This window comes from Pseudalkalibacillus sp. A8 (assembly GCF_045920555.1).
Classification (GTDB): domain Bacteria; phylum Bacillota; class Bacilli; order Bacillales; family Fictibacillaceae; genus Pseudalkalibacillus.
In genome coordinates this window covers 5206286-5230651 of sequence record NZ_CP174509.1, presented here as the reverse complement: position 1 = coordinate 5230651, position 24366 = coordinate 5206286, and the positions used below count along the sequence as shown (strand labels likewise).

Genomic DNA, 24366 nt, shown 5'->3' with positions numbered 1-24366 from the left:
ATGACACGAAAAAAAATAATAGCCGCCACTGGCTGTCCTACAGGAATTGCTCATACATTCATGGCTGCTGAAGCTTTAAAACAAGCAGCCAAAAAACTGGATGTCGACATTAAGATTGAAACACACGGTCAAGTCGGGATTGAAAATGGTTTGTCGGAGGCAGATATACGCGAGGCAGATGGGGTCATCATAGCTGCGGATAAGGATGTTAACACAGATCGCTTCCACGGCAAGCGTCTAGTAGAAGTGCCGGTTGCACGAGGCATTCGCGCACCTGAAGAATTGATCAGACAAATTTTAAATGAAGAGGTACCTGTTCACTATGTTAAGGCGCTTACGGTGGATAACCAGGAAGCGTCGTCCGAACAAGCAGCAGGAAAGAAAGCGTCATCCGGATCTTCACAAGGCAACCGAAAATGGATGCATACACTGTATAAAAATCTTATGAACGGTGTATCTCATATGCTTCCATTCGTTGTCGGCGGCGGTGTTCTTATTGCCCTGTCATTCCTGTTCGGGATTTACTCAGCAGATCCCAATCACGAACAGTACAACGAATTTGCCGCCTTATTAAATAAGGTTGGTGGATTGAGCTTCAGTTTAATGGTACCGATCCTTGCAGCTTTTATCGCAGAATCGATTGCAAAACGTCCGGGTATGGTAGTTGGTTTTATTGGAGGACTTCTCGCTAACGAAGGGGGAGCCGGGTTTTTAGGAGGAATTCTTGCAGGTTTTATCGCAGGTTATGTGATTATCTTACTGCAAAGGCTGTTGAAAAACATGCCGAAATCTTTGGATGGTTTAAAATCGATATTCTTGTACCCAGTTCTGGGTATATTCTTAATCGGTGCAATCATGACACCACTTCTCGTACCGGTTACAGGTCTCAATGAAGGAATGATGGACTTTCTGGCGTCTGTTCAATCATCAAACCCGCTTATTCTTGGGATTATTGTTGGAGCTATGTGCGGATTTGATATGGGCGGACCTTTTAACAAGGCTGCATACGTAACCGGAACGGCACTGCTTGCCCAAGGCAATCTTTATTTTATGGCTGGTGTGTCCGCCGCTTGTATTGCACCGCCGCTTATTATTGCCTTTGCTACCGTATTCTTTCGCAAGTACTTTACGAGAGAAGAGCGAAATGCAGGTACGGTAAACTTTATTCTGGGATCGACACATATTACAGAAGGTGCAATCCCATTTGCAGCAAAAAATCCTATTGTCGTACTGCCTATTATTATGCTCGGTTCATCTATAGCTGCTGTAATGACATATATGTTTAGTGTTCAAGTTCCAGCACCGCACGGAGGATTTTTAGTTCTTCCCGTAGTGACTGGCGCCATTCAATGGGTCTTTTCCATTCTAGTTGGTTCACTTGCCGGCGCTGCCATTTATGGTTTGTATCGAAAAAAATTGTCGGAAAAAACACCTATAGAGGAGTGATTGGTTATGACTAACATGATCAAACCAACATACATTCAATTACAAGCAACAGCTACTTCGCAAATCGGCGTCTTTCAAAAGATAGCAGAAATCGCTGTCGAAAATGGCATTGCTGCGTCAGCCGAGGAAGTTGTAAAAGGCTTACAGGCTCGTGAAGCGCAAAGCACAACTGGTTTTCAAGATGGGTTTGCAATCCCGCATACCCAAGCAGATGCTGTCGTAAAGCCCGCCATTGTCATTGTCCGTACGGAAACAGGGATTGAATGGGAATCTTTTGATGACCAACCTGCCTTTTTCTTCCTTTCTCTTCTAATTCCAAAGGCAGAAGCCGGCACAACCCATCTTCAAGCCTTGTCTTCCATATCACGAGTTCTTATGGATGAAGAAAAGCGACAAGAGCTATTGGATGCGAAAACAATTGAACAGCTTGCAGCACTTGTAGAAAAAGCAGTTACCAACGGGGAGGGAAACTAACAGTGGCACTTTTATCCACAACACCAATGCTTGAGATAGCGAAACGAAATAAACATGGTATTGTAGCATTTAATGTGCATTCATTTGACAGTATCTTTTGGGTACTTGAAGCAGCGGATGAACTAAAATCACCGGTCATCCTGCAAACAACGGTTGGCACGGTAAAATCACTTGGCGCAAAGAATATTGTTGAAGTTGTAACCGCCGCAGCCGATCATTACAATATTCCGGTCGGCTTGCATCTTGACCATTGCACAGACTTTGAAGTGATTAAAGAAGCAATCCGTGCTGGCTATACTTCGGTCATGATTGATGCATCGATGCACCCTTTTGAAGAGAATGTCGTCAAAACGAAACAAGTGATCGATCTCGCGAAATCACTTGGCGTAAATGTTGAAGCGGAGCTTGGCAAAGTAGGCGGAGTAGAAGATGATATTGTTGTAGCAGAGGAAGACGCTCAAAAAGCCGTACCAGAAGAGTGCAAACAATTTATTGAATTAACAGGTGTACCGACATTGGCACCGGCAATCGGGACAGCGCACGGCATTTACAAGGGTAACCCTGATATTGACTTCGAGCGCATTGCTGCAATTGCAAAACTTGTGGACATTCCACTCGTTCTGCACGGCGGCTCTGCCGTCCCCGACGAAGATGTACACCGCTGTGTCTCTCTCGGTATGGCAAAAGTCAACGTATCAACAGAGCTGAAAAACGCCTATTCTGAAGCCATTCGTCAACACTTCATAGACGAACCGGATAGTCTTGACCCGCGTTCTTACTTACAAAAGGCAAAAGAAGCGGCAAAAGAGATTGCAAAATCCAAAATCCGAATGGTAGGCAGTGAGGGCAAGGTCATTCCTTCGTTTTTATAGGACAAACTCTACATTGGTAAAACTATAGATCGGTGTATATACGATTAGACATTTATGGATGGAAAAAACGTTCCTCTTAAGTCCCATGTTAGGAAGGATATTATATGAAATTAATTGCAATTGATTTGGATGGAACATTGCTTTCAAAAGATGGTTCTATCAGCCAAGAAAACAAGAATGCTATCCATGAAGTACAGAAAAAAGGGGATATTATTGTCATTTCATCAGGCCGTTCTTTTCATGATACAAAATACATTCTTCAAAAAGCAGGTATAGCGTGTCCATTCATAACGGGGAATGGTGCAATATCATTTCATACAGAAAGATTTATTCAAAACCTTTCTCTGCCTGTTTCAGTCATATCTGAAATGATAGCTATTTTAGAAGAAAGAAATGTGTATTACGAGATTTATACGAAAAACGGTATTTTAATTCAAAAAAAAGGAAGAGACCTGTTAAATAAGGAAATCGAAATGATGCAAGAACAATCTGCTTGTTTTCCTGTAAAATGGGCCAAAAGTGAAGTCGATATTCAGTACAATCAACACGGTTTAATTTATGTTGATCAATATCAGGATATGGAATTTTCTCAGTTAGAGGTGTACAAACTATTTGTTCTCTCATTTGATAAAAGTAAACTCATTGAGTTAAGAGAATTGTTAACTGGAAGAGACAACATATCAATTACTACTTCAGGAATTGCAAAACTTGAAATTGGTCATCCTAAAACGAGCAAGGGGAAAGCATTAGCATTCATGGCAGATTATTTGGGAATTCCATTGGAGAAAACAGTCACAATCGGTGATAATTTGAATGACCTCCCCATGTTTGATATTGCTGGAATGAGCATAGCGATGGGAAATGCAGCAGAAGAAGTAAAAAAGCAAAGTACCTATATAACGACACACCACAATGAAAATGGAGTAGCTCATGCTTTGCAAAAACACATTCTTTCATGAGGCCTTATTTATCATTAAAAAGTAATATGTAACGTTAACCCAAACATTAACATACAAAACCTCAATCTCGAATCTGAACTGTATCCCGAATAATGGACACGTTTAAAAAAGTCCCTTATTCGGGATTTTTGTGTTAACTTACACAGAAAATCCTGCTCATAGGACGGTAAGGCGACCCGAAACGCCTCCTAACCGCACCTAATGGTTCCACTTTCTCAGCACATGAAGCTATCACTAGCGTAAACGGAATTATTGGAGAAAACTTTTGCAACTTTGAGGAAATTGATTTTCCAGACCCACTGATAATAGCTCTACCACTCCGTTTTACAGGACTAGATGTGTCTCCGGTAAGGGCAGTGGCTGTATCTACCTGATAAACAGAAATATTTTGTTAACACAAGTATAAGTGGCGACCACTGTGAAAAGGCCACCGGTGACTCAATTCATGAACCGCATCATGACCATTGATCCCAATGTGAAAAAGCCAAATAGGGTCAGTATGAAGAACAATCTTTATCAGAGAACGAGGATCCTCATTACGAGAAGCGTAGTTAATACGACAGAGAGGGGAGCATTACGCTGCTTATTCATTTTAAAGTACGGTAAGAAGCTCCGTTCATTCAGCATAACACGAAGCTTTCCAAAAGGATTAGCTGCAATTTGAGTAATAAAGACGATAAATTAAGTATAAACAGCCATTAACTTGTATTTTTTATTCTTGTTGCATATAATATAAATAAGAATACAAACTAATAAAAAGCACCGGTGCTACTAACACCGATGCTGTTACAGCTACTCCGCAGGAAGTGCGGTGGCTCAAAATGCAGAGTTATGGAAAAAAGTAACCGATACCCTTACATTGGCCGATGCAGGGTGGTTACTTTTTTTCGTTTGCCTTGATGATTAGCACGACTAATGTTGCGAATGCGACCATGATTGTTAACGTTTCGTATGTCGTCATCATCAGTGACACCCCCTTTCTTAGGGGATTGCCACCGTCCACCCTGCTTATGTAGCTGTACGAACAGTATACCATATTTCAATAAAACAAAAACATCATTAAAAGTAGCCTGATTGGTTGTTTTGATCTCTTAAAGAGTTTAGTAATTATTGGGGAAACTAGTTACGCTTGATAATGAAATTTTCGTTGACTTCCGCTCTATTTTCCAAACACCAGATTACCAAACGATCTGAGGGGATGGGGAGAAGGTACGTTTTTTCGGTCTTTCACAATCATTCGGGCAGTCTGCATCTTAAATTCATATTATAAGGATCGAAGTGGAAATGCTATTGTAGATCTATAAATGAACATAACAAGGAGATTTTGCAATGGATCAGAAACTTTCTTCCGGGAGTGATTACAAGTACATTCCTGCCACATCGATTAGTAGTGGGGTACAGTTTATATCTCGCGAGCGGTAGAAACCTTACTATCGAAAGGGATGAAGATCCAGAGGAGAGTATTTAAGATATCTTTCTCCGTTAGGATGGGAGCATATTAATCTCACTGGTGATTATGTATAGAATCTAAAGCAACGGATCTCATTGATAATCTTCGGCCGCTGCGAGAGAAGAGTATTCAAATAAAAAGTGAGTAACACAACAAACAACCGAGTAGGTAGTCGGTTAGATTGGGTCTGAAATATGTCTAAACGTGTATTTTTACCGGATTGATACCTTGGCCCCTGTTAGGATAAACTTTTTTATGATTAAATGATTATCTGTTAATAATATCCATATGCTTTGCCCCTGGTGACAGCTTCGCTGGTACTACCAGGGTAGCGTCAGGAAAACGTGGATTTACAACGCAATCAGTTAAGAAATTAAAATGTCGGCTATTTTGTCAGCATTAAGGTTTTTGAAAAAAGTTTATCGAGAAATATATTATCCTTATCTTTTTCTTTAAAATTTCTCCAGCTCTTTTCGGTTTGGGGCTTGTGGTGGTTGTTCCAGCCATTTGCGATTAACCATGATGTTAAATCCATCTTCTGCATAAATTAAAATTTCTCCTATAAATTTACTGTAATGAGTAGCTAAGTCCATTCTCATAGATAAAGATAAGGCGTGTCCAATAAGTGTAATATCGATGGAATTCAAAAAATGAAAGAGTGCTACGATGAGTTTTTCAGAAAAAGGTGAAGTCGTTGAATCTGTTACTTCCATACTAACCGGAACTGTTCCCAGAAAATCTTCCTTTATCAATAATTCGTTAAAAAATTTAATTTGTTTTTCAGATATTTCTTTCCCATTCTTTATAAAACCTTTAATTTCTTTGTCTTTTACCACTTGAAGTAAGCCTAAACAAAGCAAAATAGAAAAATAATTGCGTTCAATATTAAAAAATACTTCGGTGAGCTCAACTGCATTTATTTTTTTTCCAATAACTCCATTGATATAGGAGTGTTTTTGTATATATTCCACTCTTTGAGGATAACTAATCATTGGAGGTCTATCATAAATTCCTTTAGATAGCATTAAAGTAGTGGAATCCCTATAAAGTTCTGAAGATTGATTTAAAGCTTTTGTGAAAAAGTCAAGAACATCAAGTCTGGCGATATTAGAGGTAACGAACGCATGATTGATCATGCCCATTCGACTCATAGTGTAAACAAAACTTAAAGCAAAGGGATCATAAAAAAAGTGGTGGAGCTGATAAATCAATATCCTCATCAGAAAATCCATGAGGTAAGGGGATATTTTCCTCAGAGAAAATTTTACTAATTTGTTGCAAATGTGCAAACGAAATGTCCAATGATTTTTGAAGGATAGCTTTTATTTCCTCATCTTTTATATGATGAAGGAAATATTTCAAGAGGCACACAGACATTTTTTCTTGAATAAAAGTTCCCCACAAGCCTCCAATTTCAGGACTTGATAACCTAATGTTATAATTAATCATAGAAGCCTCCTAAATAACTGTATCTAAGTTTTAATATGTTATTATATCCCTAAATTATTCATTTCTTTATGGAACTAAAATGAAATTTAGTCCAGCATGGTAAACTTGATTTTAAAAAATACAGCATAGTAATCAAATAACGTTCTTCAACAATACTAGAACTTTTGGTTTATTCCATTTTACTGCTTAATATTCTTCAGTTTTCAGTTTTTTTGTCCTTCATTTTGGATAACCACATGAACATGAAGGTCCATTTTTAAATTGGGATATTGTTTGGATCGCCAATGTCTCAGTTTTTCCCTGGGTATTTTGGTCCGGAAGTATTGACCAACCCCTAAAATGTAAGCTCACTCTCTTGTATTTTAGTGAACATCTCGTTGAAGCGATTTGTAAGCAGTGTTTCTAGAGAAGTCCCTATTTCTTTTGCAGTCGGATTTCCTTTGGTCTCTAAAAGGACAACTTTCAAATGAAGCTAGCTGTTCAAGTAAGGTGTCTAATCAATGTACTTGCTTTTATGATCCATCGAATTGTAAACGATCCTCACGATCGCTTCATCCATGACCTCAACCTTTCCATAAGTGCTTTCCTCATAAAACGTATTTACAAGTAATGTATCTTCTGTATCGATGCGTTCAATCATTTTGCCCTTCTTAATGACAGCGGACCCAAGGGTAGAAGTTTTTGTTGTTATTGGAACAATATTGATATAAAAGCAAGTAACCGACTGAAAAAAAGTTTATACTAGAGATTTATTTAGCCGAGATCAATAGACTAGATGTTATATTCGTAGTGCGCTATAAAATAGTGCCAACTTGATAAAACCATGTTTAGCAATCTATATCTTATGAGTCTTTCTGAACTGTGAAGGGCTCATTTTCATTTTCTTTGAGAAAATTCTACTGAAATAAAATCCATTGTTGTATCCGCATCTCACTGCTATATCCTCAATCGTATAATCCGTCTCCAGTAAGAGTGTTCTTGCTCTTCTTAACCTTAAAGATGTTAAATAATCGATCGGTGAAACCCCTACACTTGCCTGAAACCGCCTCGTAAACTGGACCGAACTTAAATTTAACTCAGAGGATAATTTTTTAATACTTATATCGGTAAATGCATGTTCATGAATATGGTGTAACGCCTCATTAATGATCGAGTCATGTATCTTCGGTTCCTCTTCAATCGTAACCAGTTGGTTCTCCATGCTGTAAATCTGGAAGATATCACTTAATAAATGGGCTTTCCATTTATTGCTGTGTCCACTTTCGTCAAACGCGATATCTTTTAATCGTTCGTACGTAGACATTAAACGTTCTTTATCCTTAAATGTTAATAAACCCACTGGCATTTGCTCTTCTTCTAACCCCTTATAAATAAACTGAAAAAAGTGAAATTGCAGAGGTGTGATGGCCTTCCTTTTCAACGGAATATTTGGCGGACAAAGGATAACATCACCCAACTCTGCCTGTCCACTTTCTCCCAACAACTTATAGTCAAACGTCCCGTTAATAATGCAAAAGATGCTGTAATGAGGATAGGTGTCTTCAGACAGGATGAACTGCTCGATATGATCCCAGTAGGAATGCTGCTTGATTTCTATATCATGTATCCGCCATAACTTAGACATCTGATTCACCCTCTCTATGAAATAAAGTATATATACATGATAAATCAGTGTATGTAAAAAGTGGAGTTTTTCCTGTATCATAAAAACAAATTAATTCGAATGTTTAGAAAATAAATATATGTAAGTGGTTAATTTGTAGGTAATCTACGAAACTATACAGAGAAGGGCTGAAGCATAATGAAAATTACATCGATTGAAATCAAACAGTACTTAATGCCACTAGATCCTCCGTTTAAAGCAGCATGGGATCCGGAGCCACGTAAGAAATTTGCTTCCACGATTGTCTATGTGCATACAGACGAGGGCATTACAGGGGTGGGTTCAGGTGACTTGATGATGGGGTTAGAAGGCCATGAGCATCTGTTTATCGGTCAAGATCCTTTCGCGATCGAACGTCACGCACAAGTGATCGAAAATATTGATTTCCATTATGGGCGCTGCTGGCCACTTGATCTTGCTTTATGGGATCTAATGGGAAAAGCAACAGGACAGCCGGTTTATAAGCTTTTAGGTGGGAAAACAAATAAGCTGCTCGCTTACGCCTCAACGGGTGAGATCGTAACGCCTGAAGAGCGTGCAGAACGAGCACTGCGATTTGTGGATCAAGGCTTTAAAGCAATAAAGATTCGCTTTCACCATAAAGATGTAAGAGACGATATAAAGGTAGTGGAAGCGGTACGAAAAGCAGTCGGTGATAAGTTAGAGATCATGGTTGATGCGAATCAAGGCTGGAAGATGCCATGGGATGTGGAACGTACGTGGGATCTGAAGATGGCGCTCCAAGTCGCACAAGAACTAGAGAAGCTGAATGTCTTCTGGTTAGAAGAGCCCCTTCCGTCTCATCAGTTTGGCTTGATGGCGAAGCTTCGATATAAAGTCGGCATCCGTATCGCAGGTGGTGAGATGAACCGCAACTGGTACGACTTTAGAGAGATGGATAAAGTGCAGTCACTCGATGTGTATCAGCCGGATGTGGCGCTCGCGGGAGGAATTACAAAGGTCAAGAAGATTGCGGATCTTGTACAAGGAAACGGGGCATGGTTCAGTCCTCATACATGGACGAATGGAATAGGGCTGCTCGCTAACCTGCACCTAGCTGCAGGCGTTAGCAACTGTCCGTACTTAGAGTTCCCTTATGATCCACCGGCATGGAGCAACGAACGTAGAGATTATGTACAAAAAGAAAAACTGATGATTGATTCTGAAGGATATTTGGTCGCTCCTGATATGCCAGGACTAGGCATTGTGCTAGATGAAGAAGCGTTAAAGAAATACGAGATCAACCATTTTTACGTTGGAGAAAGCAACACGACCTATCAGACAACCTAAGAAAATAAGAGGTGAACGTAAAATGAAATCATACAAAGCGTATATAAAAGGTGAGTTCGTTGAGAACTCAGACTTTTTAGAAGTGAAGTATCCTGCAACAGGAAAACTTGTCGCAAAAGTTCCAGCTCTAACAAAAGAGGATACAGAAGAAGCGATCGAGAGCGCACATGCTGCGTTTAAAGAATGGAAAGTAACGCCTTCTTATAAACGAGCAGAGTATGTGATGAATCTGCTCACTCTTATGAGAAAAGAAGAGAATCTAGCGGAGATTGGCCGAGCGATCACGCTTGAGACGGGTAAGCCATTTGAAGCTGCAAAATCAGAAGTCTTTTACGGAACAGACCTTAGTGAGTATCAAGCACAATGGGCAAGAAGAATTGAAGGCTCTGTGGTAGACAGTGACAGTACGAACGAAAAGATTCTTACGTATAAAGAACCACTTGGCGTAGTGGTAACCATCATTCCATGGAACTTCCCGATCTATGTATTGATGCGTAAGGTAGTTCCGGCGTTGATTGCAGGGAACACGATCGTGATCAAGCCGAGCATCAAGTCACCTGTATCAGCGTTAAAGCTTGCTGAACTGTTTCATAAAGCTGGGTTTCCGAAAGGTACCATAAACATCGTAACGGGACTTGATGATGTAGTGGGTGAGAAACTAACGTCTTCACCAAAAGTGAACATGGTGACGTTCACAGGAAGCACAAAGGTTGGGAGACATATTAGTGAAAAGTGTGCAGGAAACATGATCCGCACGTCACTTGAACTTGGTGGAAAAGCGCCAGCGATCGTGATGGGAGATGCGGACTTAGAACTCGCAGCGAGTGCGATCAAAGGCGGCCGTCTTGCTAACAGCGGGCAAGTGTGCAACAACACGGAAAGAGTGTATGTGCATACTAGCGTGAAGGAGAAGTTTACTGAGATGCTTTTAGAAAAGTTTCAGGAAGTAAAGGTTGGAGATGGCTTGCAGACGCCGGACATTGAGATGGGACCTCTCATTAGTGCAACTGACGCAAAACGTGTACATGCTCTTGTAGAAGGGGCTTTGGCAGAAGGAGCTAAGGTTCTGTGTGGTGGCAAAATCTTAGAGGAACTTGGTGAAAGCTTTTACCCCCCGACTCTTTTAGATGACTGTCATCAAAAGATGAATATCGTTCATGAGGAAGTGTTCGGGCCAGTTCTGCCGATCGTGACGTTTGAAACATTAGACGAAGTGATCGAGATGGCAAATGATTCACAGTATGGGTTAACGTCCAACATTTATACGAATAACTACAAAAACGTGATGGAGCTTACGTCAAGACTTGAATGCGGTGAAGTGTACGTGAACCGCCAGCAAGGGGAAGCGTATCAAGGCTATCATAGTGGCTGGAAGCAATCCGGAATCGGCGGAGATGACGGCAAACATGGTTTTGAGGAGTTTCTTCAGATCAAGACGGTTTACATGAAGTATTAAGTAAAGAAGGTGCCATCTTGAAAAAGATGAGGGTTGAGAAAGACTCATTTGGCAAGATTAAGATTCCAGCAGATGCTCTGTATGGAATCAATACAGTAAGGACAGTTGAGAATCTATCATTTTCGAACAGGCCGTTACATCAATATCCTTCCTATATAAAAGTACTGGCTGGAGTGAAAAAGGCAGCAGCTTTGGCAAACGGTAGTGCTGGATTACTGCCTACTGAACTTGTTAGTGTGATTGCAGCTGCTTGTGATGAGGTCATGGTTGGATGCCATAATGAGCACTTCTTAATCGATGTGCTTCACGGTGGCGGTGGCATCGGCACGAACATGAACATGAATGAAGTAATCGCAAATCTTGTAAACGAAAAGTTAGGGAGGAAGCGGGGCAGTTATCACCCCGTTCACCCGATAGATTCTGTGAATCTATCGCAATCCACTTCAGACGTTTGTCATACGGCGATTAGAATCGCCATCATCAATGAGTTTCAGGCACTTTATAAAGTAATCTCGGCACTCATTACAGAACTAGAGAATAAGGTTCAACGTTTACTAGATGTGACCACCATTGCAAGAACGTGTCTACAAGACGGTATGAGGGTACAGCTTGGAGATTTCTTCAGTGGCTACGTCTCCATGTTAAAAAGGAGGCTATCTTCACTGGAAGAAAAGGTAGATCAGCTTCATTTCATCAACCTTGGAGGAACCGTCATTGGTTCAGGGCTTGGTGCACCGCCAGAGTACAGGGCAGTCATTCTAGATAAGCTATGTGAAGTATTCGGAATGCCACTAGGATACCGAGAAAATCTATACGATACAGCTCAAAATATCGATGATCTAGCTGCTGTTTCAAGTGAGCTTCGGTTACTCGCTACAAGTCTCATAAAAATAGCAAAAGACTTAAGGCTGCTATCATCCGGACCTGAAGCAGGATTCGGGGAGATTCAACTGCCAGCGGTTCAAGCGGGTTCCTCCTTCTTTCCGGGTAAGGTGAATCCAATTGTGCCAGAAACCTTGATTCAATGTTGTTTTCAAGTGTTGGCGAGTGATCGAGCGGTTCAGGGGACACTCGAACATGGCGAACTAAACCTCAATGTATATGAAGGTGCGGCTGGCATCAATATTTTGGAAGCGTTAACAATGCTTACGCATGCAATTATGACATTTCACAGTAACTGTATCGCAGGAATGGACGCGAACCGTGAGCGATGTGAGGAACTCTCCACCACGTTTATTCCTGTCGTGGTCGACTTAAAAGAACAATACGGATATGCTGCCGTTTCCTCTCTTATTAAAGAGAAAGGCAGAGAAGGTATAAAAATGTTGCAAAACGGAGGCGAGAGAAATGACTCAAGTCAATGAGGAAGTACTTTTTAAAGGAATGGATCAGCCAAAGTTAGAGTGGGCAGAAACATGGCTGAAAGAAACAAAGAAGCTCTACATCAACGGTCAGTGGGTGAATGCTACAAGTGATGAAGTCATCACTTCCACGAACCCTGCAAATGGAAAAGTGAACGGTACATTTCAAAGTGCAACAAAGGAAGATATTGATTCAGCAGTTGAAGCGGCTAGCTATGCCTTTGGTCACGGACCGTGGAGAAGTGTTTCACGAAAAGAACGCGCCAAGATCTTGCGTCAGATTAGCACCTTAATCGCGGAACATCAAGCTGAACTTGCGACACTCGAAACACTGGACAACGGAAAGCTCTACACAGAATCATATCAAGATGATGTACAGGAAGCTTCCGATATCTTCGAGTATTACGCGGGATGGACGGATAAATATTACGGTGAGAATAACCCGGTTGAAGGGGATTTCTTAAGCTATACGACACGTGACCCAATCGGTGTTTGTGCTCAGATCGTACCGTTTAACTTCCCGATCTGTATGGCGGCTTGGAAGCTAGCACCGGCACTTGCAATGGGGAACACGGTCATTTTAAAACCTTCAAGCACAACATCGTATTCGGCAATTCGTCTCTTTGAAATCATCGATGAAGCGAACATCTTGCCTCCGGGTGTATTGAACTTGATCTTAGGTAAAGGGTCGATCGGCTCTCACCTAAGCCGTCACATGAACGTGGATAAAGTGTCCTTTACAGGAAGCACGGGAGTAGGAAAGAAACTTGTACACGATTCGGCCGACTCCAACTTAAAACCTGTAACACTTGAACTTGGTGGCAAGTCACCAAACATTATCTTTAAAGATGTACTAGATCTAGATGTAGCGATTGAACGTTCCTTTTATGGGCTATTTACACATAAAGGAGAGAAATGTTCAGCGCCAACTCGTTTGTTAGTCGAGAGTGACATTTATGATCAAGTCGTTGAAAAAATTACCGAGTATGCGAACAGCTACACATGCGGTAATCCGTTCCATCCGGATACCCATCAAGGTGCACAGGTGACGAAAGAGCATATGGAATCTATTCTTTCTTATATCGAAAGTGGAAAAGAAGAAGGTGCTCGTATTGTCGCTGGGGGTGAACGAGATGTAACCGGTGAAAATGCGAACGGCTACTTCGTACGTCCGACGATTTTTGCGGATGTTCATAACAAGATGAAGATCGCCCAAGAGGAAATCTTTGGTCCAGTCCTTTGTATCATTCCTTTTGACACAGAAGAAGAGGCCGTTTCGATCGCGAACGACACGATCTATGGATTAGCAGCAGGCTTATGGACGCGTGACGTATCGCGTGCGAACCGTGTAGCACGAAAATTAGAAGCTGGAATGGTCTTTATCAATAAGTACGGATGCTATGACTTTGCGAGTCCGTTCGGCGGCTGGAAACAGAGTGGCTGGGGTAAGGAATATGCAGTACATTCACTACAGTCTTATACAAAAACGAAAGCCATTTGGATGGCCTTTTAACAAAATAAAATAGAAGAAGAGGGAACGACGATGAAAATGAAGGCAGCTGTCATGACAGGTGTTGGAATGCCTCTTAGCATTACTGAGGTAGATTTAGCAGAGCCAAAAGCCAATGAGGTGCTTGTCGAAATTGAGGCAACGGGAGTTTGCCATAGCGATTTAAATGCAGTGAATGATGCAACGACTCCTATTCCTACAATTCTTGGTCATGAGGGAGCGGGAACGGTTGTATCGGTTGGTCCGAATGTCTATAAAGTGAAGCCTGGTGACAAGGTGGCACTCAGCTGGGTACCCTATTGCGGAACGTGTGAGTTTTGCGTAACAGGAGCCGTTCATTTATGTGAATCTGCTTTTGGACCGATGTTCGATGGCACCTTGTTAGATGGTACATCACGGTTGAGTTATAACGGTGAGAAGATTTACCACAACTCGCTGTTGTCTACGTTTGCGGAGTATGCGGTCGTGCCAGAGTTATCTTGTGTAAAATTACCTGATGAGATGCCGCTTGCACAAGCTTCATTAATCGGTTGCGGAGTAGCAACTGGTTATGGGGCAGCAGTTAACGCAGCAAAAGTCACACCTGGATCGACAGTCGCTGTTTTCGGAATCGGCGGTGTTGGCGTAAATGCTATCCAAGGATCACGTATTGCAGGAGCGTCTCAGATCATCGCTTGTGATGTGAAGACTGCAAATCTAGAGATCGCAAAGCAATTTGGGGCGACTCATACTGTTAATGTGGCTGTAGAAAATGCAGAAGAAGCATTGAGACTATTAACTAACGGATTCGGAGTTCATTTTGCCATCGATTGTTCCGGTAACACGCGTGCAACTGAAAGTGCGTGGAAAGGAACACGCAAAGGCGGAACAGTTGTCATCGTAGGAGCGTTCAATCCTGCTGCAGCTCTTAATCTTCCGGCTGGAGGTTTCCATAGAGTTGGGAAAATTCTAAAGGGAAGCTTTTATGGTGATACACAGCCTTACCGGGATTTCCCAACTATCGCGCAGCTCTATCTGGATGGTAAATTTAAACTTGATGAGCTGATTTTGGATCGTATCTCTCTAGCTGATATTAATAAAGCTTTTGATTCATTTCATAACTGTAATTGTATTAACGTTGGACGCTCGGTTATCGAATTTTCGTCACCTGCTAATACCGAAACGCTAAAAAATATGGAAGTGGAGATCGAAGTGACGAAGCTGTCCAATTAAGAGTGAATAAGGGAGGAAGTTTTGTTGAGTACACCATTTGAGTTTACACCTAAGACCCGTGTCGCGTACGGCATCGGGCGCTATCTTCAAATTGGAAATGATGTAAAAAGTTTAAGCGGTGAATCTAAGGCCGTTCTTGTGACAGATCCCGGAGTTGTTAGAGTAGGACTTGCAGATCTTGTTTTAAAAGCGCTTGAAGCAGAAGGTGTTGAAACCCGTCTCTTCAGCAATGTACAAAGTGATCCAAGTGCTGACTCGATTGACGAAGCAGCTGAAGTGATTCGTGCGTTCGGTTCAGCGTGTGCAATCGGCCTTGGCGGCGGATCGGCGATGGATGTTGCGAAGATGGCAGCATTTGTCGCAGGTGGAGAACAGCCTACCATGCATTACGCGTTGATGGCGAACCCGTTTCCTTATAAAAAGATCAAAACCATCATGCTTCCGACGACTTCTGGTACTGGAGCAGAGGTCACAAGTACGGTTGTTTTCTCAACACCAGAAAAGCGGAAAGTATGGGGATGGGATGCAAATATGGCTACAGAATTAGCAATCCTCGAACCCGAATTCACAAAAGCACTTCCTAGATTCTTAACCGCTGCAACGACACTCGATGCTCTTGTTCACGCGATTGAAGCATGTACAGGGAAACGTACGAATCCGTTTATCGAAGCGTTAAGTCTACAAAGCGTTCAACTGATCGCGGAGAACTTTGAGAAAGCACTGGAGACCCCCGATGATTTAGAAGCCCGAGGGAACCTGGCGCTCGCTGCAACGTTGGCCGGTATGGCAATCGAGCAAGGTGGAACTGGAATCGCGCACTGTATCGGTCACGCGTTAGGAACAGTCGGACGTATCCATCACGGTCGTGCTGTAGCGATTGCTCTTCATGTCGCTTACAAATGGAACGCTGAAGAAGCGGTTGGGATTCATGCAAAAATTGCAAAAGCTATGGGTGCTGATGGAACAGGTTTAACGGAAAAAGAACTAGCATTAGCAGGAGCTGAAGAATATAGCAGACTCGTGCATGTAAGTGGATTAAAACTTTCGTTAGCAGAAGACGGTTTGACGAAAGAAAATATCGAGAAATTTGTTCAAACGATGCAATCTCAAGAAAACGCTCCGATGTTAAACAATAACTGCCGCCAAGCAAGTACGGAAGATTTGCAGAAGTTTGCGACGAGCATCCTAGAACATCAACCTTTAGAAGCATAAATTGATTTGAAATCGCTTTCTCGTTTTAAACAATTGTTTAATGATAAGGGGGATGAAAGGGATGAAAAATATTAGGCATAGTGTGTTTTGGCCGCCGTTCTTACTTTTAGTGGCGGCTGCGGTTTTAAGTTTTACGAACAGAGATTGGTTTATCAAAACGGCAACCGATGCAAACAACTGGCTGTTGGCAAACCTAGGTTGGCTATTTAGCTTAAGTGGACTGTTGATGCTTGTTACGGTAGTCGGGGTATATTTTTCTCCGTTAGGAAAAGTGAAAATCGGAGGAAGTAAAGCACAACCATTATTAAAGCTTCAAAACTGGATCGCAATCACGTTATGTACAACGATCGCAGCTGGCGTAACATTCTGGGGCTTTATTGAGCCGATCTATCATTTAACAGCACCTCCAGAATCCCTTGGGATGAAGGCGAACAGTGCAGAGGCCGCAGTGTTCTCGATGTCTACCATGTACCTTCATTGGACGGTAACACCCTACGCAATTTATTGTGTGCCAGCTCTTATGTTTGCCTTTGCTTATTACAACATGCGTAAACCGTTTAGTTTGAGTTCAACATTGGCTCCACTGTTTGGTGACCGTGTAACTCGCGGTTGGGGAAAAACAATCGACGCTCTATGTCTATATACATTAGCTCTTGGTATGGCATCTGCAATGGGTACGACAATTCTGAATCTAGCAGGTGGTATGAACTATCTTTTCGATCTACCGAGCAACCCAACCATGTGGGCAGTAATCGCAGCTGTGGTTATGATTACGTTTGTGATTTCCGCTTCAAGTGGGCTGATGAAAGGGATCCGTATACTGTCTGATATCAACATGAAAGTGTATATTGTCGTTATCCTATTCTTATTTGTAGCGGGGCCTACTGCATTTATCGTTAATCTAGGAACGGAATCATACGGAAACTTCTTATCAAATTTCTTCGAGAAGAGTTTATTCACTGGAGCCGCTGCAGGTGATCAATGGCCACAATGGTGGACTGTATTCTACTGGGCAAACTGGTTTGCTTGGGCAGCTATTACAGCGTTGTTCTTAGGAAGAATCTCGTACGGGTATTCTGTTCGTGCGTTTATCTTAGTTAACTTTGGCCTTCCGTCTGTGTTCGGTGCGATCTGGATGACCATCTTTGGCGGAACGTCCATCCATCAGCAACTGACGAAAGGGAAACTAGGAGATATTTTAACGAACAGTGGTCCAGAATCTGTATTATATGCAGTTCTTTCTGATCTGCCTCTATCCAGCTTACTCATTCCTTTTTACTTATTTATCGTATTTATCTCGTTTGTTACGGCAGCGGATTCCAATATCTCAGCCATGGGTGGAATAAGTGCAACAGGTATCACACCTGATAGTCCTGAACCTGACTTTAAGATTAAAGTCGTTTGGGGTGTGGCAGTCGGAACCATCTCGTGGATCATGATCAGTTTTGCAAAGATCGATGGGATTAAGATGCTCTCCAACCTTGGAGGGGTGCCGGCCTTACTGCTGTGTTTGTTTATCGTAGTCGCTTTGATAAAAGTTGCTAGGTCGCCAGAGAAGTATGATTTTATTGATCGAAATGAAGAAGGTGATCGATATTCTTTTGATATGAAGAATATTGGATAAAGAAAAAGCAGCCAAGCCAATGAGGTGAACAACGCTCTATTTTACGGACAGTTTAATAAAAAGTGCCAATGCAGCTAACAGATGATCCCGGTATTGTGGTCTTACCCCTGTCAAGTAGACACGGTTAAACTAGGTGCTTTTCATTAAGCAACCTTAGTTCTAAATTCAATAGGACTAAGGTTGCTTAGTCTTTTTTGAAATCGTTTATTGTTGTAATATCTCATATATCTTCTTATGGCTTTAATAACTTGTTCTTTCTCGAGAAACTCATATCTATAAAAACATTCTGTCTTAAGGTGGCTAAAGAAGCTCTCTATACAAGCGTTATCATAACAATTACCCTTTCTAGACATACTTACATTCATCTTGTGTTTGTCTAGAAGCTGGTTATATTTTTTTGAAGTATATTGGTACCCTTGATCACTATGTAGTATTGTTCCCTGAACATTTCTTTTTCTTATGGCTTTCTTTATTGTGTCTAGTACTAATCTTAAGTTGTTTCTTTCACTTATTTTATAAGCTACAACTTCATTATTGTAAAGATCCATTATGGCAGACAGATATAAGCGCTTTCCGTTAAAAGTAAGATAGGTAATATCTGTAACCCATTTTTCATTTGGTTTATCCGTTGAGAATTCTCGGTTTAAATGATTATCTGATACAACACATTGTTCCTTTAAGCCAAAGTGTTTCCACTTTTTCTTCCGAATCTTAGCTTGTATCCCCATTTTCTTCATTAAACGATATACTCTTTTATGGTTGATCTGTAAACCATATGTTCTTATAAGCCATCTACGAACTCTCGGATAACCAAAACTACCATTAATATCGGAATCTTGTTCGCATTCCAGTATTTTAGACATAATAAATATGTCTTCCTTGTCCTTTTGAGATGGATTCCTTTTTCTTTTTTCCCATTTATAATATCCACTTCTTGACACCCCAGCAATTTCACATAGTAACACAATAGGGAAATTCTGCTTTAATGAATAAATAATACCAAACTCTATTGATCTGTCTCTTTTGACCTCATCTCCCTTTTCGCAGCTAAGAGCTTTTTTAAGTATTCGTTCTCCGCTTCTAATCGTTTTATTCTGTCGTCCTTATTAAGCTTATTTGAACCTGTATTTTGTCGTGATTTTCCTCGTTTTTCTTGTAGGCCTAGAATACCCTCATCCTTATAGTTTTTAATCCACCTATCAATTACGGAATACGTAACTCCTAATTCTCTTCCGATTAGTTTACTACCCATACCTTTGTGTAAATACATTTCAATAGCCTTCATTTTAAAATCAACAGTAAAAGTTCTTCTTTTTTTCCCCATAAAAAATCCCCTCCAGAATAAACAGTAAAGTAACTTTCTTTGTACTGTCTACTAGAAGGGGATAATACCATTGTGCCGGGGTCATTTTCTTTAAGTCCTATTGGTAACGATGATCATTGTATTCCTGGATAATTTGATCTACTTCATTCTTTACTTCCTTAAACGTGTCACATGATTTATATAATCAGCCAAATCCTTAAAGTGTCCAAAGAAACTCTCCATTGGTACGTTATCCCAGCAATTTCCCTTTCGTAACATTGCTTTACAGGTACTTGAGTGAAGAGATGCTCTAATTTCTACTCAGGTTTTTCTTATAAATTTAAAGAATCACTCTCTTTTAGGTTTTAATTTCTCGAAGGTTGATATCCTTTGGTAGGTTAGTAGAGAAATTATTTAGTCTCTTATCTGAATCTTTATAATTTTTATTTGTATGATTATCATTCATTTTATATTATTGCATTCCAAGTCACGCAATAAATTTCTGAAAACAGGTTATTTTGAAAACTGAGCTGTAAATTCTGAACTGTTTGTTATTAATTTCTTAGAGGTATAAAAGAAATTTTATGAATATTCTCAAAACCCCTTGATTCCTGAAAGCACTTACAATATAATATCACAAAAGGTAATAATGTTTTTTAAAAGGTAATTATAAGTTGTAGGAATCTACCAAATGGAGGATGGTATGCTGAATATGTTGAAAACGCTTAACCCCTTTCTAGATCTTGCTGATGTACGTGATTACTCATTTAAAAAGTTTGGAAGAGTACTAGAAGATTTCCCGATATCAAAAATGAAAGACCTTATGAGAGAAACTGAGATTCCCAAAACAGGGAATGTATACGTTCCTACCGTATCCTCATGGGAAGCAGATGACATAAAGCCTTTAGTTGAGTCTACACATTATGGGGGGATGGACATTCAAATCGGCTATTGTAACGGGAATAATTCAAGCTTGAATGCGCTGGAATACCACAAAGGCAGCGAAATTAATGTTGCTGTTACGGATTTGATTCTGCTTGTCGGCCATTTAAACGATTTGATCAAGGGGATATTTTCGGTAAAGAATATTACAGGCTTCTTTGTCCCGGAAGGAACGGCTCTTGAGCTGTATCAAACGACCATGCATCTCGCTCCATGTAAAGTATCCGATGAGGGATTCAAATGTGTTGTCATTTTGCCACGTGGTACGAACACACCGCTTTCTGAGGATGAGCAAGGTAAGGACCCTTTATTATTCATGCGCAACAAATGGTTGATCACCCATCCTGATACAGAACGATTCGTCTCGAACGGAGCACATATAGGTATCGAAGGCGATAATGTTTCAGTAATTTATCCTGAACAATCATAAACGTTATAATTAAAAGAGGAGAGGATTGGTTACTATGTGGTTTACTTTGCTCACATGTGTACTATTCATGGCATTAAATAATAACTAGTAAACTACTATAATTTTTTCAGCAATCAGGAAGAAGGTTTGCTTGTTGCCGAACTAACGAGGAAAAAAATTGAAAAACAGTTATAAATTTGTCATATACATAAAAGGAAAATAAATTGCAAAAGATAACCTTAAGACACACGCAAAAACAGGGGTGAAAGCGTGGATGTATATAAAAATAAATATGTTTTAAGGTGGAGTTGGGTTGAAGAATGACAGTTAAAGAAGGAATAAAACAAACTGAAAGTGCCTACGAGCAGCTAATTGAAGTGAATAATTTGATATCCGAAGCAGTCGTTAATGCCTTTATGTTTACATGGCAATGGTGGTTTGGGATCGGACTATTTATTATTCCTTGGATATTTTGGTTTCTGTTTAGAGATAAGGAAAGTACAGGTCGGCTTCTAATTGGAGGCTTTGTAACCATCAATTTATCACTAATTATTGATCTTATTGCTTTGTCTTATGGGCTGTGGTCTTACCCGATGAAATTCTTACCTATAGCTCCACTATTATTTCTCCCCTATCATTTTTCTTTAACTCCTGTTGCAATTATGTTTGTTCTTCAAATTAAACCAAGAGCTAAGCCACTTTTAAAAGGTTTAATATTTGCTGCAATTGCAGCTTTCGGAGGCATGAATTTTTTTGCAATGATAGATTTTTACAATCCAAAAGGATGGTCGACGATTTATGACTTTTTTATTTTTCTATCCATTTTCTTTGTAGCGAATTGGTTCAGCAATATGGATAGTTTTAAAAAAATAACAGATCGCTCTTGAAGTATGGGAAGTTGTTCTAAAAGAGCCTTTGCTTTGTTCAAGTAACGGGTGGCTTCAGTTAAGTATCATATCCAATAAACAAGGACTTTTTAAAGCATTAAGCTTATTCCGTAATCGGGCGCGATTGTGGAGTAACACAGGCAGAAAATGATTCAACTGTTTTTTTAAAACTAACTTAAATCTGTTAGATAAGAATACATTTTAATCAATCTTTTTTCAAGTGGGTTCTTTTTTGTGCTGTAGAATATGGGAGTTGTTGAACGTTTTTGATTAAACTTTATTATAAAGCTACAGCTCGAGCCTCCCCCTTGTGCTAAATATCAACCTGCAAGCTCGAAGTAATCGCCACAACACACTTTGTAAGGGCTTGGTTCGGTCGAAAATACGTCAACCCCTACCAAGATTATGAATTTACTGTATAACTTCTAGTTTGAACTGGATCAGTTGATTTCAACAAGTCTTCAAGACAAATCTTGTCCTTCATCGAATGATTTCCCTCTATCACAATCATAAGATCCCGACTATGAAGACTTATCACAAAAGAAACTAGGCTCGGTAATCGTTCGACTTTACAACATTTATCTTTAGCATAAATATAAACGTTACTGGAACAGCTTTGGCAGAACTTATATAATTCTAAGATATTCAATAAACGGAAACGGTGGGATGATACTTTAAGAGAACATACGTTTTTCAATGCAAATCCCCCTCGTAATAAGTTGTCCTACTATTAGTTTCTCACAAGATGGTCCTTTCATATAGGAGAATTTGTCGTATATAGACTTCTTTTGTTTTTGGTGCACGATAGTCTTCGACTGTTATACCGAAAGTTTAACAGGCTTTTTTTTATGTATTCAGTTATGGTTTTTGGCTATTTACAAATAATAAAAAATAAAAAGAAAGATTAGATGAGAAAATCGGATAGCTTGTTCCATTTACCCGCACTTTTGTTTGTCATCATTTATTATTTTGTACTTATAAAGTGGTTATTGCCCTTGCTAGGTTGGTGAAATTATGGTTGAACGATGGATGAACTTGAATGTAAACCTGTCATGGTTCTTTGGATTCTACTTCAGTTTTCGACTGATGTTTTTTCCAGGAGTCTCTTTTCCCGTTAGTTTCTCCTGGGTCATCATTTTGACTTCCTTCACCAATGCATTGTTTCTACCTAAGCTATATGATTATTATCGTATACTTCAGGAGAAAGACAATTGAATACAGCATGCGGTGAGTTGGGAACTGAACGGTATCCTAGAGGACACGTTGATATATCAAATGAAGGAAAAAACGATCCAGAGCATCATTACTCACCACGGCCTTGTTGTTGTTTTCGTACCCATTGGAAAAGCGGTTGTTCCTTTCCTTTTAACAAGGTTGAAAACACATCACATGTTGTATACAAGTGAACAGTCCCACAGTGTTCACATGTCACTGGCATGTGCAACATAATACACTTCCCAACTCTCCTCTTTTCGAATTTGGAATAAGCATGGTGTTACTTCCACCACACAAACAAAGGATAGATGATAGGGTTTTCCGGCAAAGTTATATTCGACACGTAACGAATTCCAATCGTATGTTGAGAACTTCATTTTTTAACCTCACCTTCATGACTCAATAATGATCAGGTAAGTTATTTCTGTTCTAAAGAACGCTTTAGAAAACTTAAGTTTTTATTTTTCCTTGAGTCTACTCTCCCCCCCACTTCTCTTTCAGGTCTTTTACCTCGCTAATATTAAAAAACAGAACCGTACTGATCGGATCGTTTTCGCCCTGAATACGGATTGTTTTTTGGATAGGATCGATTTTTTTAACCTTCCCTATCATCGATGTAAAGAACCCTTCTTTCCATATCGTGATATTTACAAAGGTGTTGTTTTGAAGGCTGTATATAATTTGCCTTTCGATTTCTTCGTTTTGTTCTTCACTGAGGTACGGTCTCGGGGATGTTTTTTATCGCGAAGTTTCGAAAAAAGGTGCAAAAAAATCAACTTGATTCGTTTTGAAACCTCTTATGGTTTTTCTACGGTTTTTTCAAAATAATAACCTAACAATCATTATATTAATTCCTTCAAGGCTTATTGACAAATTATTTCCACAATGAGACTTAGTTGGTTCTGTAAAACTCTTAAACAACAGTAGGAAAATATAGAATTTATTTATACCGCCTCGGGTTTTTTCTTGTCGGCAGAGATTATTTAATTCTTACTTTTTCATTTTTTTCTAGTTGTATTACTTTTCCATCTTGAATTATCAGTGTGATTGATCTGTATTGCATTGAGGTTAACATTTCTTTGATTTTTAATGTAATATCTTCAAACTGATAATTATTCCCCACCTCTACCCCTCCTTAAAAAGTGATAACCCTAAAGAACTTGAAGAAAAAAATCATTATTTTTAAAACCTTCCCGTTTCGGAAGGCTTCGGGCAAAATGACCGTTCGACCTTATCTACGAAAGCGGAGTTCAATTTTGCTGGAATTTTCATCTTTATTAATGGATTGTTCCGGAATCATATGGCTTGATCCCATTAGTGTCTCTTGATATTATGATTGTTTTTTATCTTAACCAGTGAGGATAAAAAAGTCAATCCTAGTTATCCGATTGGAAAAGGGTGCTAAATTGTTCTGCTTTATTCAGCCAGTCAGTGTCGGTTAAATATAGTAAACGTGTCAGCTTGTAGACAAGTCTACAAGTCTTCTTTATTTAGATTTCAGAAGGGACTTTTAGTTAAGCTTTTAATTCTTGTGTGAAAAATCTAGCTCCAACCGCAATTCCAAAGGAAATAAATCTGAATCACAATTTTTTTACCCGTTATGAAACTAGTGATAGAGGAGTTTAAAACATT

General features: G+C 40.0%; 23 protein-coding genes and 2 pseudogenes. 15 read left to right on the top strand and 10 right to left on the bottom strand.

All coding sequences use genetic code 11. From position 1 onward, the window contains the following. From ACJROX_RS26270 to ACJROX_RS26250, 5 genes are all read left to right on the top strand, one after another. Entirely contained in the window at positions 1–1446 is a 1446-nt protein-coding gene (locus ACJROX_RS26270) for a PTS fructose transporter subunit IIC (RefSeq protein ID WP_408008145.1), read from the top strand. Between the two features lie 6 nt (positions 1447–1452). Beyond that, a complete protein-coding gene (locus ACJROX_RS26265; RefSeq protein WP_408008144.1) occupies positions 1453–1920 on the top strand; it encodes a PTS sugar transporter subunit IIA in 468 nt (155 codons plus the stop codon). 2 nt (positions 1921–1922) lie between these two features. Next, positions 1923–2792: a ketose-bisphosphate aldolase gene (locus ACJROX_RS26260; protein ID WP_408008143.1), complete on the top strand. Its 870-nt coding sequence runs from the start codon at positions 1923–1925 to the stop codon at positions 2790–2792. A gap of 104 nt (positions 2793–2896) precedes the next feature. Beyond that, positions 2897–3751, top strand: coding sequence for a Cof-type HAD-IIB family hydrolase (locus ACJROX_RS26255; RefSeq protein WP_408008142.1), 855 nt, complete (start codon positions 2897–2899; stop codon positions 3749–3751). Between the two features lie 418 nt (positions 3752–4169). After that, positions 4170–4415 carry a hypothetical protein gene (locus ACJROX_RS26250; protein WP_408008141.1) on the top strand — a complete coding sequence of 82 codons (246 nt, stop codon included), beginning with the start codon at positions 4170–4172 and terminating at the stop codon, positions 4413–4415. 213 nt (positions 4416–4628) lie between these two features. Here ACJROX_RS26250 and ACJROX_RS26245 read toward each other — a convergent pair whose 3' ends face one another. Further along, positions 4629–4715 (bottom strand): putative holin-like toxin, encoded by an 87-nt coding sequence (locus ACJROX_RS26245; RefSeq protein ID WP_408011795.1) that lies wholly within the window; start codon positions 4713–4715, stop codon positions 4629–4631. A 427-nt stretch (positions 4716–5142) separates the two neighbouring features. On the opposite strand from ACJROX_RS26245, the pseudogene ACJROX_RS26240 reads away from it, so the two are divergent. Then, a pseudogene (locus ACJROX_RS26240) lies at positions 5143–5275 on the top strand (Tn3 family transposase); the annotation flags it as partial. A gap of 378 nt (positions 5276–5653) precedes the next feature. Here ACJROX_RS26240 and ACJROX_RS26235 read toward each other — a convergent pair. The 4 genes from ACJROX_RS26235 to ACJROX_RS26220 form a co-directional block, all read right to left on the bottom strand. Then, positions 5654–6337, bottom strand: a complete 684-nt coding sequence (locus ACJROX_RS26235) for a DUF3231 family protein (RefSeq protein ID WP_408008140.1) — start codon at positions 6335–6337, stop codon at positions 5654–5656. Between the two features lie 43 nt (positions 6338–6380). Continuing rightward, on the bottom strand, positions 6381–6650 hold the full coding sequence (locus ACJROX_RS26230) for a DUF3231 family protein (RefSeq protein WP_408008139.1): 270 nt from the start codon (positions 6648–6650) through the stop codon (positions 6381–6383). A gap of 493 nt (positions 6651–7143) precedes the next feature. Then, on the bottom strand, positions 7144–7290 hold the full coding sequence (locus ACJROX_RS26225; RefSeq protein ID WP_408008138.1) for a hypothetical protein: 147 nt from the start codon (positions 7288–7290) through the stop codon (positions 7144–7146). A 195-nt stretch (positions 7291–7485) separates the two neighbouring features. After that, positions 7486–8274, bottom strand: coding sequence for a helix-turn-helix domain-containing protein (locus tag ACJROX_RS26220; RefSeq protein WP_408008137.1), 789 nt, complete (start codon positions 8272–8274; stop codon positions 7486–7488). Positions 8275–8451: 177 nt separating this feature from the next. Between ACJROX_RS26220 and ACJROX_RS26215 the strand changes: the two genes are divergently transcribed. The 7 genes from ACJROX_RS26215 to ACJROX_RS26185 all read left to right on the top strand — a co-directional run bounded on the left by ACJROX_RS26215 (position 8452) and on the right by ACJROX_RS26185 (position 17978). Further along, the gene (locus ACJROX_RS26215) at positions 8452–9603 is read left to right on the top strand and encodes a mandelate racemase/muconate lactonizing enzyme family protein (protein WP_408008136.1); all 1152 of its coding nucleotides are present in this window, start codon (positions 8452–8454) and stop codon (positions 9601–9603) included. A gap of 22 nt (positions 9604–9625) precedes the next feature. Beyond that, positions 9626–11059, top strand: coding sequence for an aldehyde dehydrogenase (aldA, locus tag ACJROX_RS26210; protein WP_408008135.1), 1434 nt, complete (start codon positions 9626–9628; stop codon positions 11057–11059). A 26-nt stretch (positions 11060–11085) separates the two neighbouring features. Next, positions 11086–12423, top strand: coding sequence for a lyase family protein (locus ACJROX_RS26205; protein WP_408011793.1), 1338 nt, complete (start codon positions 11086–11088; stop codon positions 12421–12423). Beyond that, complete coding sequence (locus tag ACJROX_RS26200; RefSeq protein ID WP_408008134.1) at positions 12407–13933, top strand: aldehyde dehydrogenase family protein; 1527 nt, start codon at positions 12407–12409, stop codon at positions 13931–13933. Before ACJROX_RS26205 ends, ACJROX_RS26200 begins: the two co-directional genes overlap by 17 nt. A gap of 30 nt (positions 13934–13963) precedes the next feature. After that, on the top strand, positions 13964–15142 hold the full coding sequence (locus ACJROX_RS26195) for a Zn-dependent alcohol dehydrogenase (protein ID WP_408008133.1): 1179 nt from the start codon (positions 13964–13966) through the stop codon (positions 15140–15142). 24 nt (positions 15143–15166) lie between these two features. Then, positions 15167–16354, top strand: a complete 1188-nt coding sequence (locus ACJROX_RS26190) for an iron-containing alcohol dehydrogenase (RefSeq protein WP_408008132.1) — start codon at positions 15167–15169, stop codon at positions 16352–16354. Between the two features lie 61 nt (positions 16355–16415). Continuing rightward, entirely contained in the window at positions 16416–17978 is a 1563-nt protein-coding gene (locus tag ACJROX_RS26185; RefSeq protein ID WP_408008131.1) for a BCCT family transporter, read from the top strand. A gap of 143 nt (positions 17979–18121) precedes the next feature. Here the strand turns inward: ACJROX_RS26185 and ACJROX_RS26180 are convergent, their stop codons facing one another. Next, positions 18122–19045 (bottom strand): IS3 family transposase, encoded by a 924-nt coding sequence (locus ACJROX_RS26180; RefSeq protein ID WP_408011791.1) that lies wholly within the window; start codon positions 19043–19045, stop codon positions 18122–18124. Next, entirely contained in the window at positions 18985–19302 is a 318-nt protein-coding gene (locus tag ACJROX_RS26175) for a transposase (protein WP_408006964.1), read from the bottom strand. Before ACJROX_RS26175 ends, ACJROX_RS26180 begins: the two co-directional genes overlap by 61 nt. Positions 19303–19984: 682 nt before the next feature. On the opposite strand from ACJROX_RS26175, the gene ACJROX_RS26170 reads away from it, so the two are divergent. Beyond that, a complete protein-coding gene (locus tag ACJROX_RS26170) occupies positions 19985–20653 on the top strand; it encodes a DUF4867 family protein (protein WP_408008130.1) in 669 nt (222 codons plus the stop codon). Between the two features lie 299 nt (positions 20654–20952). Continuing rightward, positions 20953–21519, top strand: coding sequence for a CBO0543 family protein (locus ACJROX_RS26165; protein ID WP_408008129.1), 567 nt, complete (start codon positions 20953–20955; stop codon positions 21517–21519). A 1421-nt stretch (positions 21520–22940) separates the two neighbouring features. On the opposite strand, the gene ACJROX_RS26160 is transcribed toward ACJROX_RS26165, so the two are convergent. The 3 genes and pseudogenes from ACJROX_RS26160 to ACJROX_RS26150 all read right to left on the bottom strand — a co-directional run bounded on the left by ACJROX_RS26160 (position 22941) and on the right by ACJROX_RS26150 (position 23857). Beyond that, on the bottom strand, positions 22941–23111 hold the full coding sequence (locus tag ACJROX_RS26160; RefSeq protein ID WP_408008128.1) for a hypothetical protein: 171 nt from the start codon (positions 23109–23111) through the stop codon (positions 22941–22943). Positions 23112–23208: 97 nt separating this feature from the next. Beyond that, a pseudogene (locus ACJROX_RS26155) lies at positions 23209–23451 on the bottom strand (YolD-like family protein); the annotation flags it as partial. Positions 23452–23713: 262 nt separating this feature from the next. After that, entirely contained in the window at positions 23714–23857 is a 144-nt protein-coding gene (locus tag ACJROX_RS26150; protein WP_408008127.1) for a DUF2292 domain-containing protein, read from the bottom strand. Positions 23858–24366 lie beyond the last annotated feature (509 nt).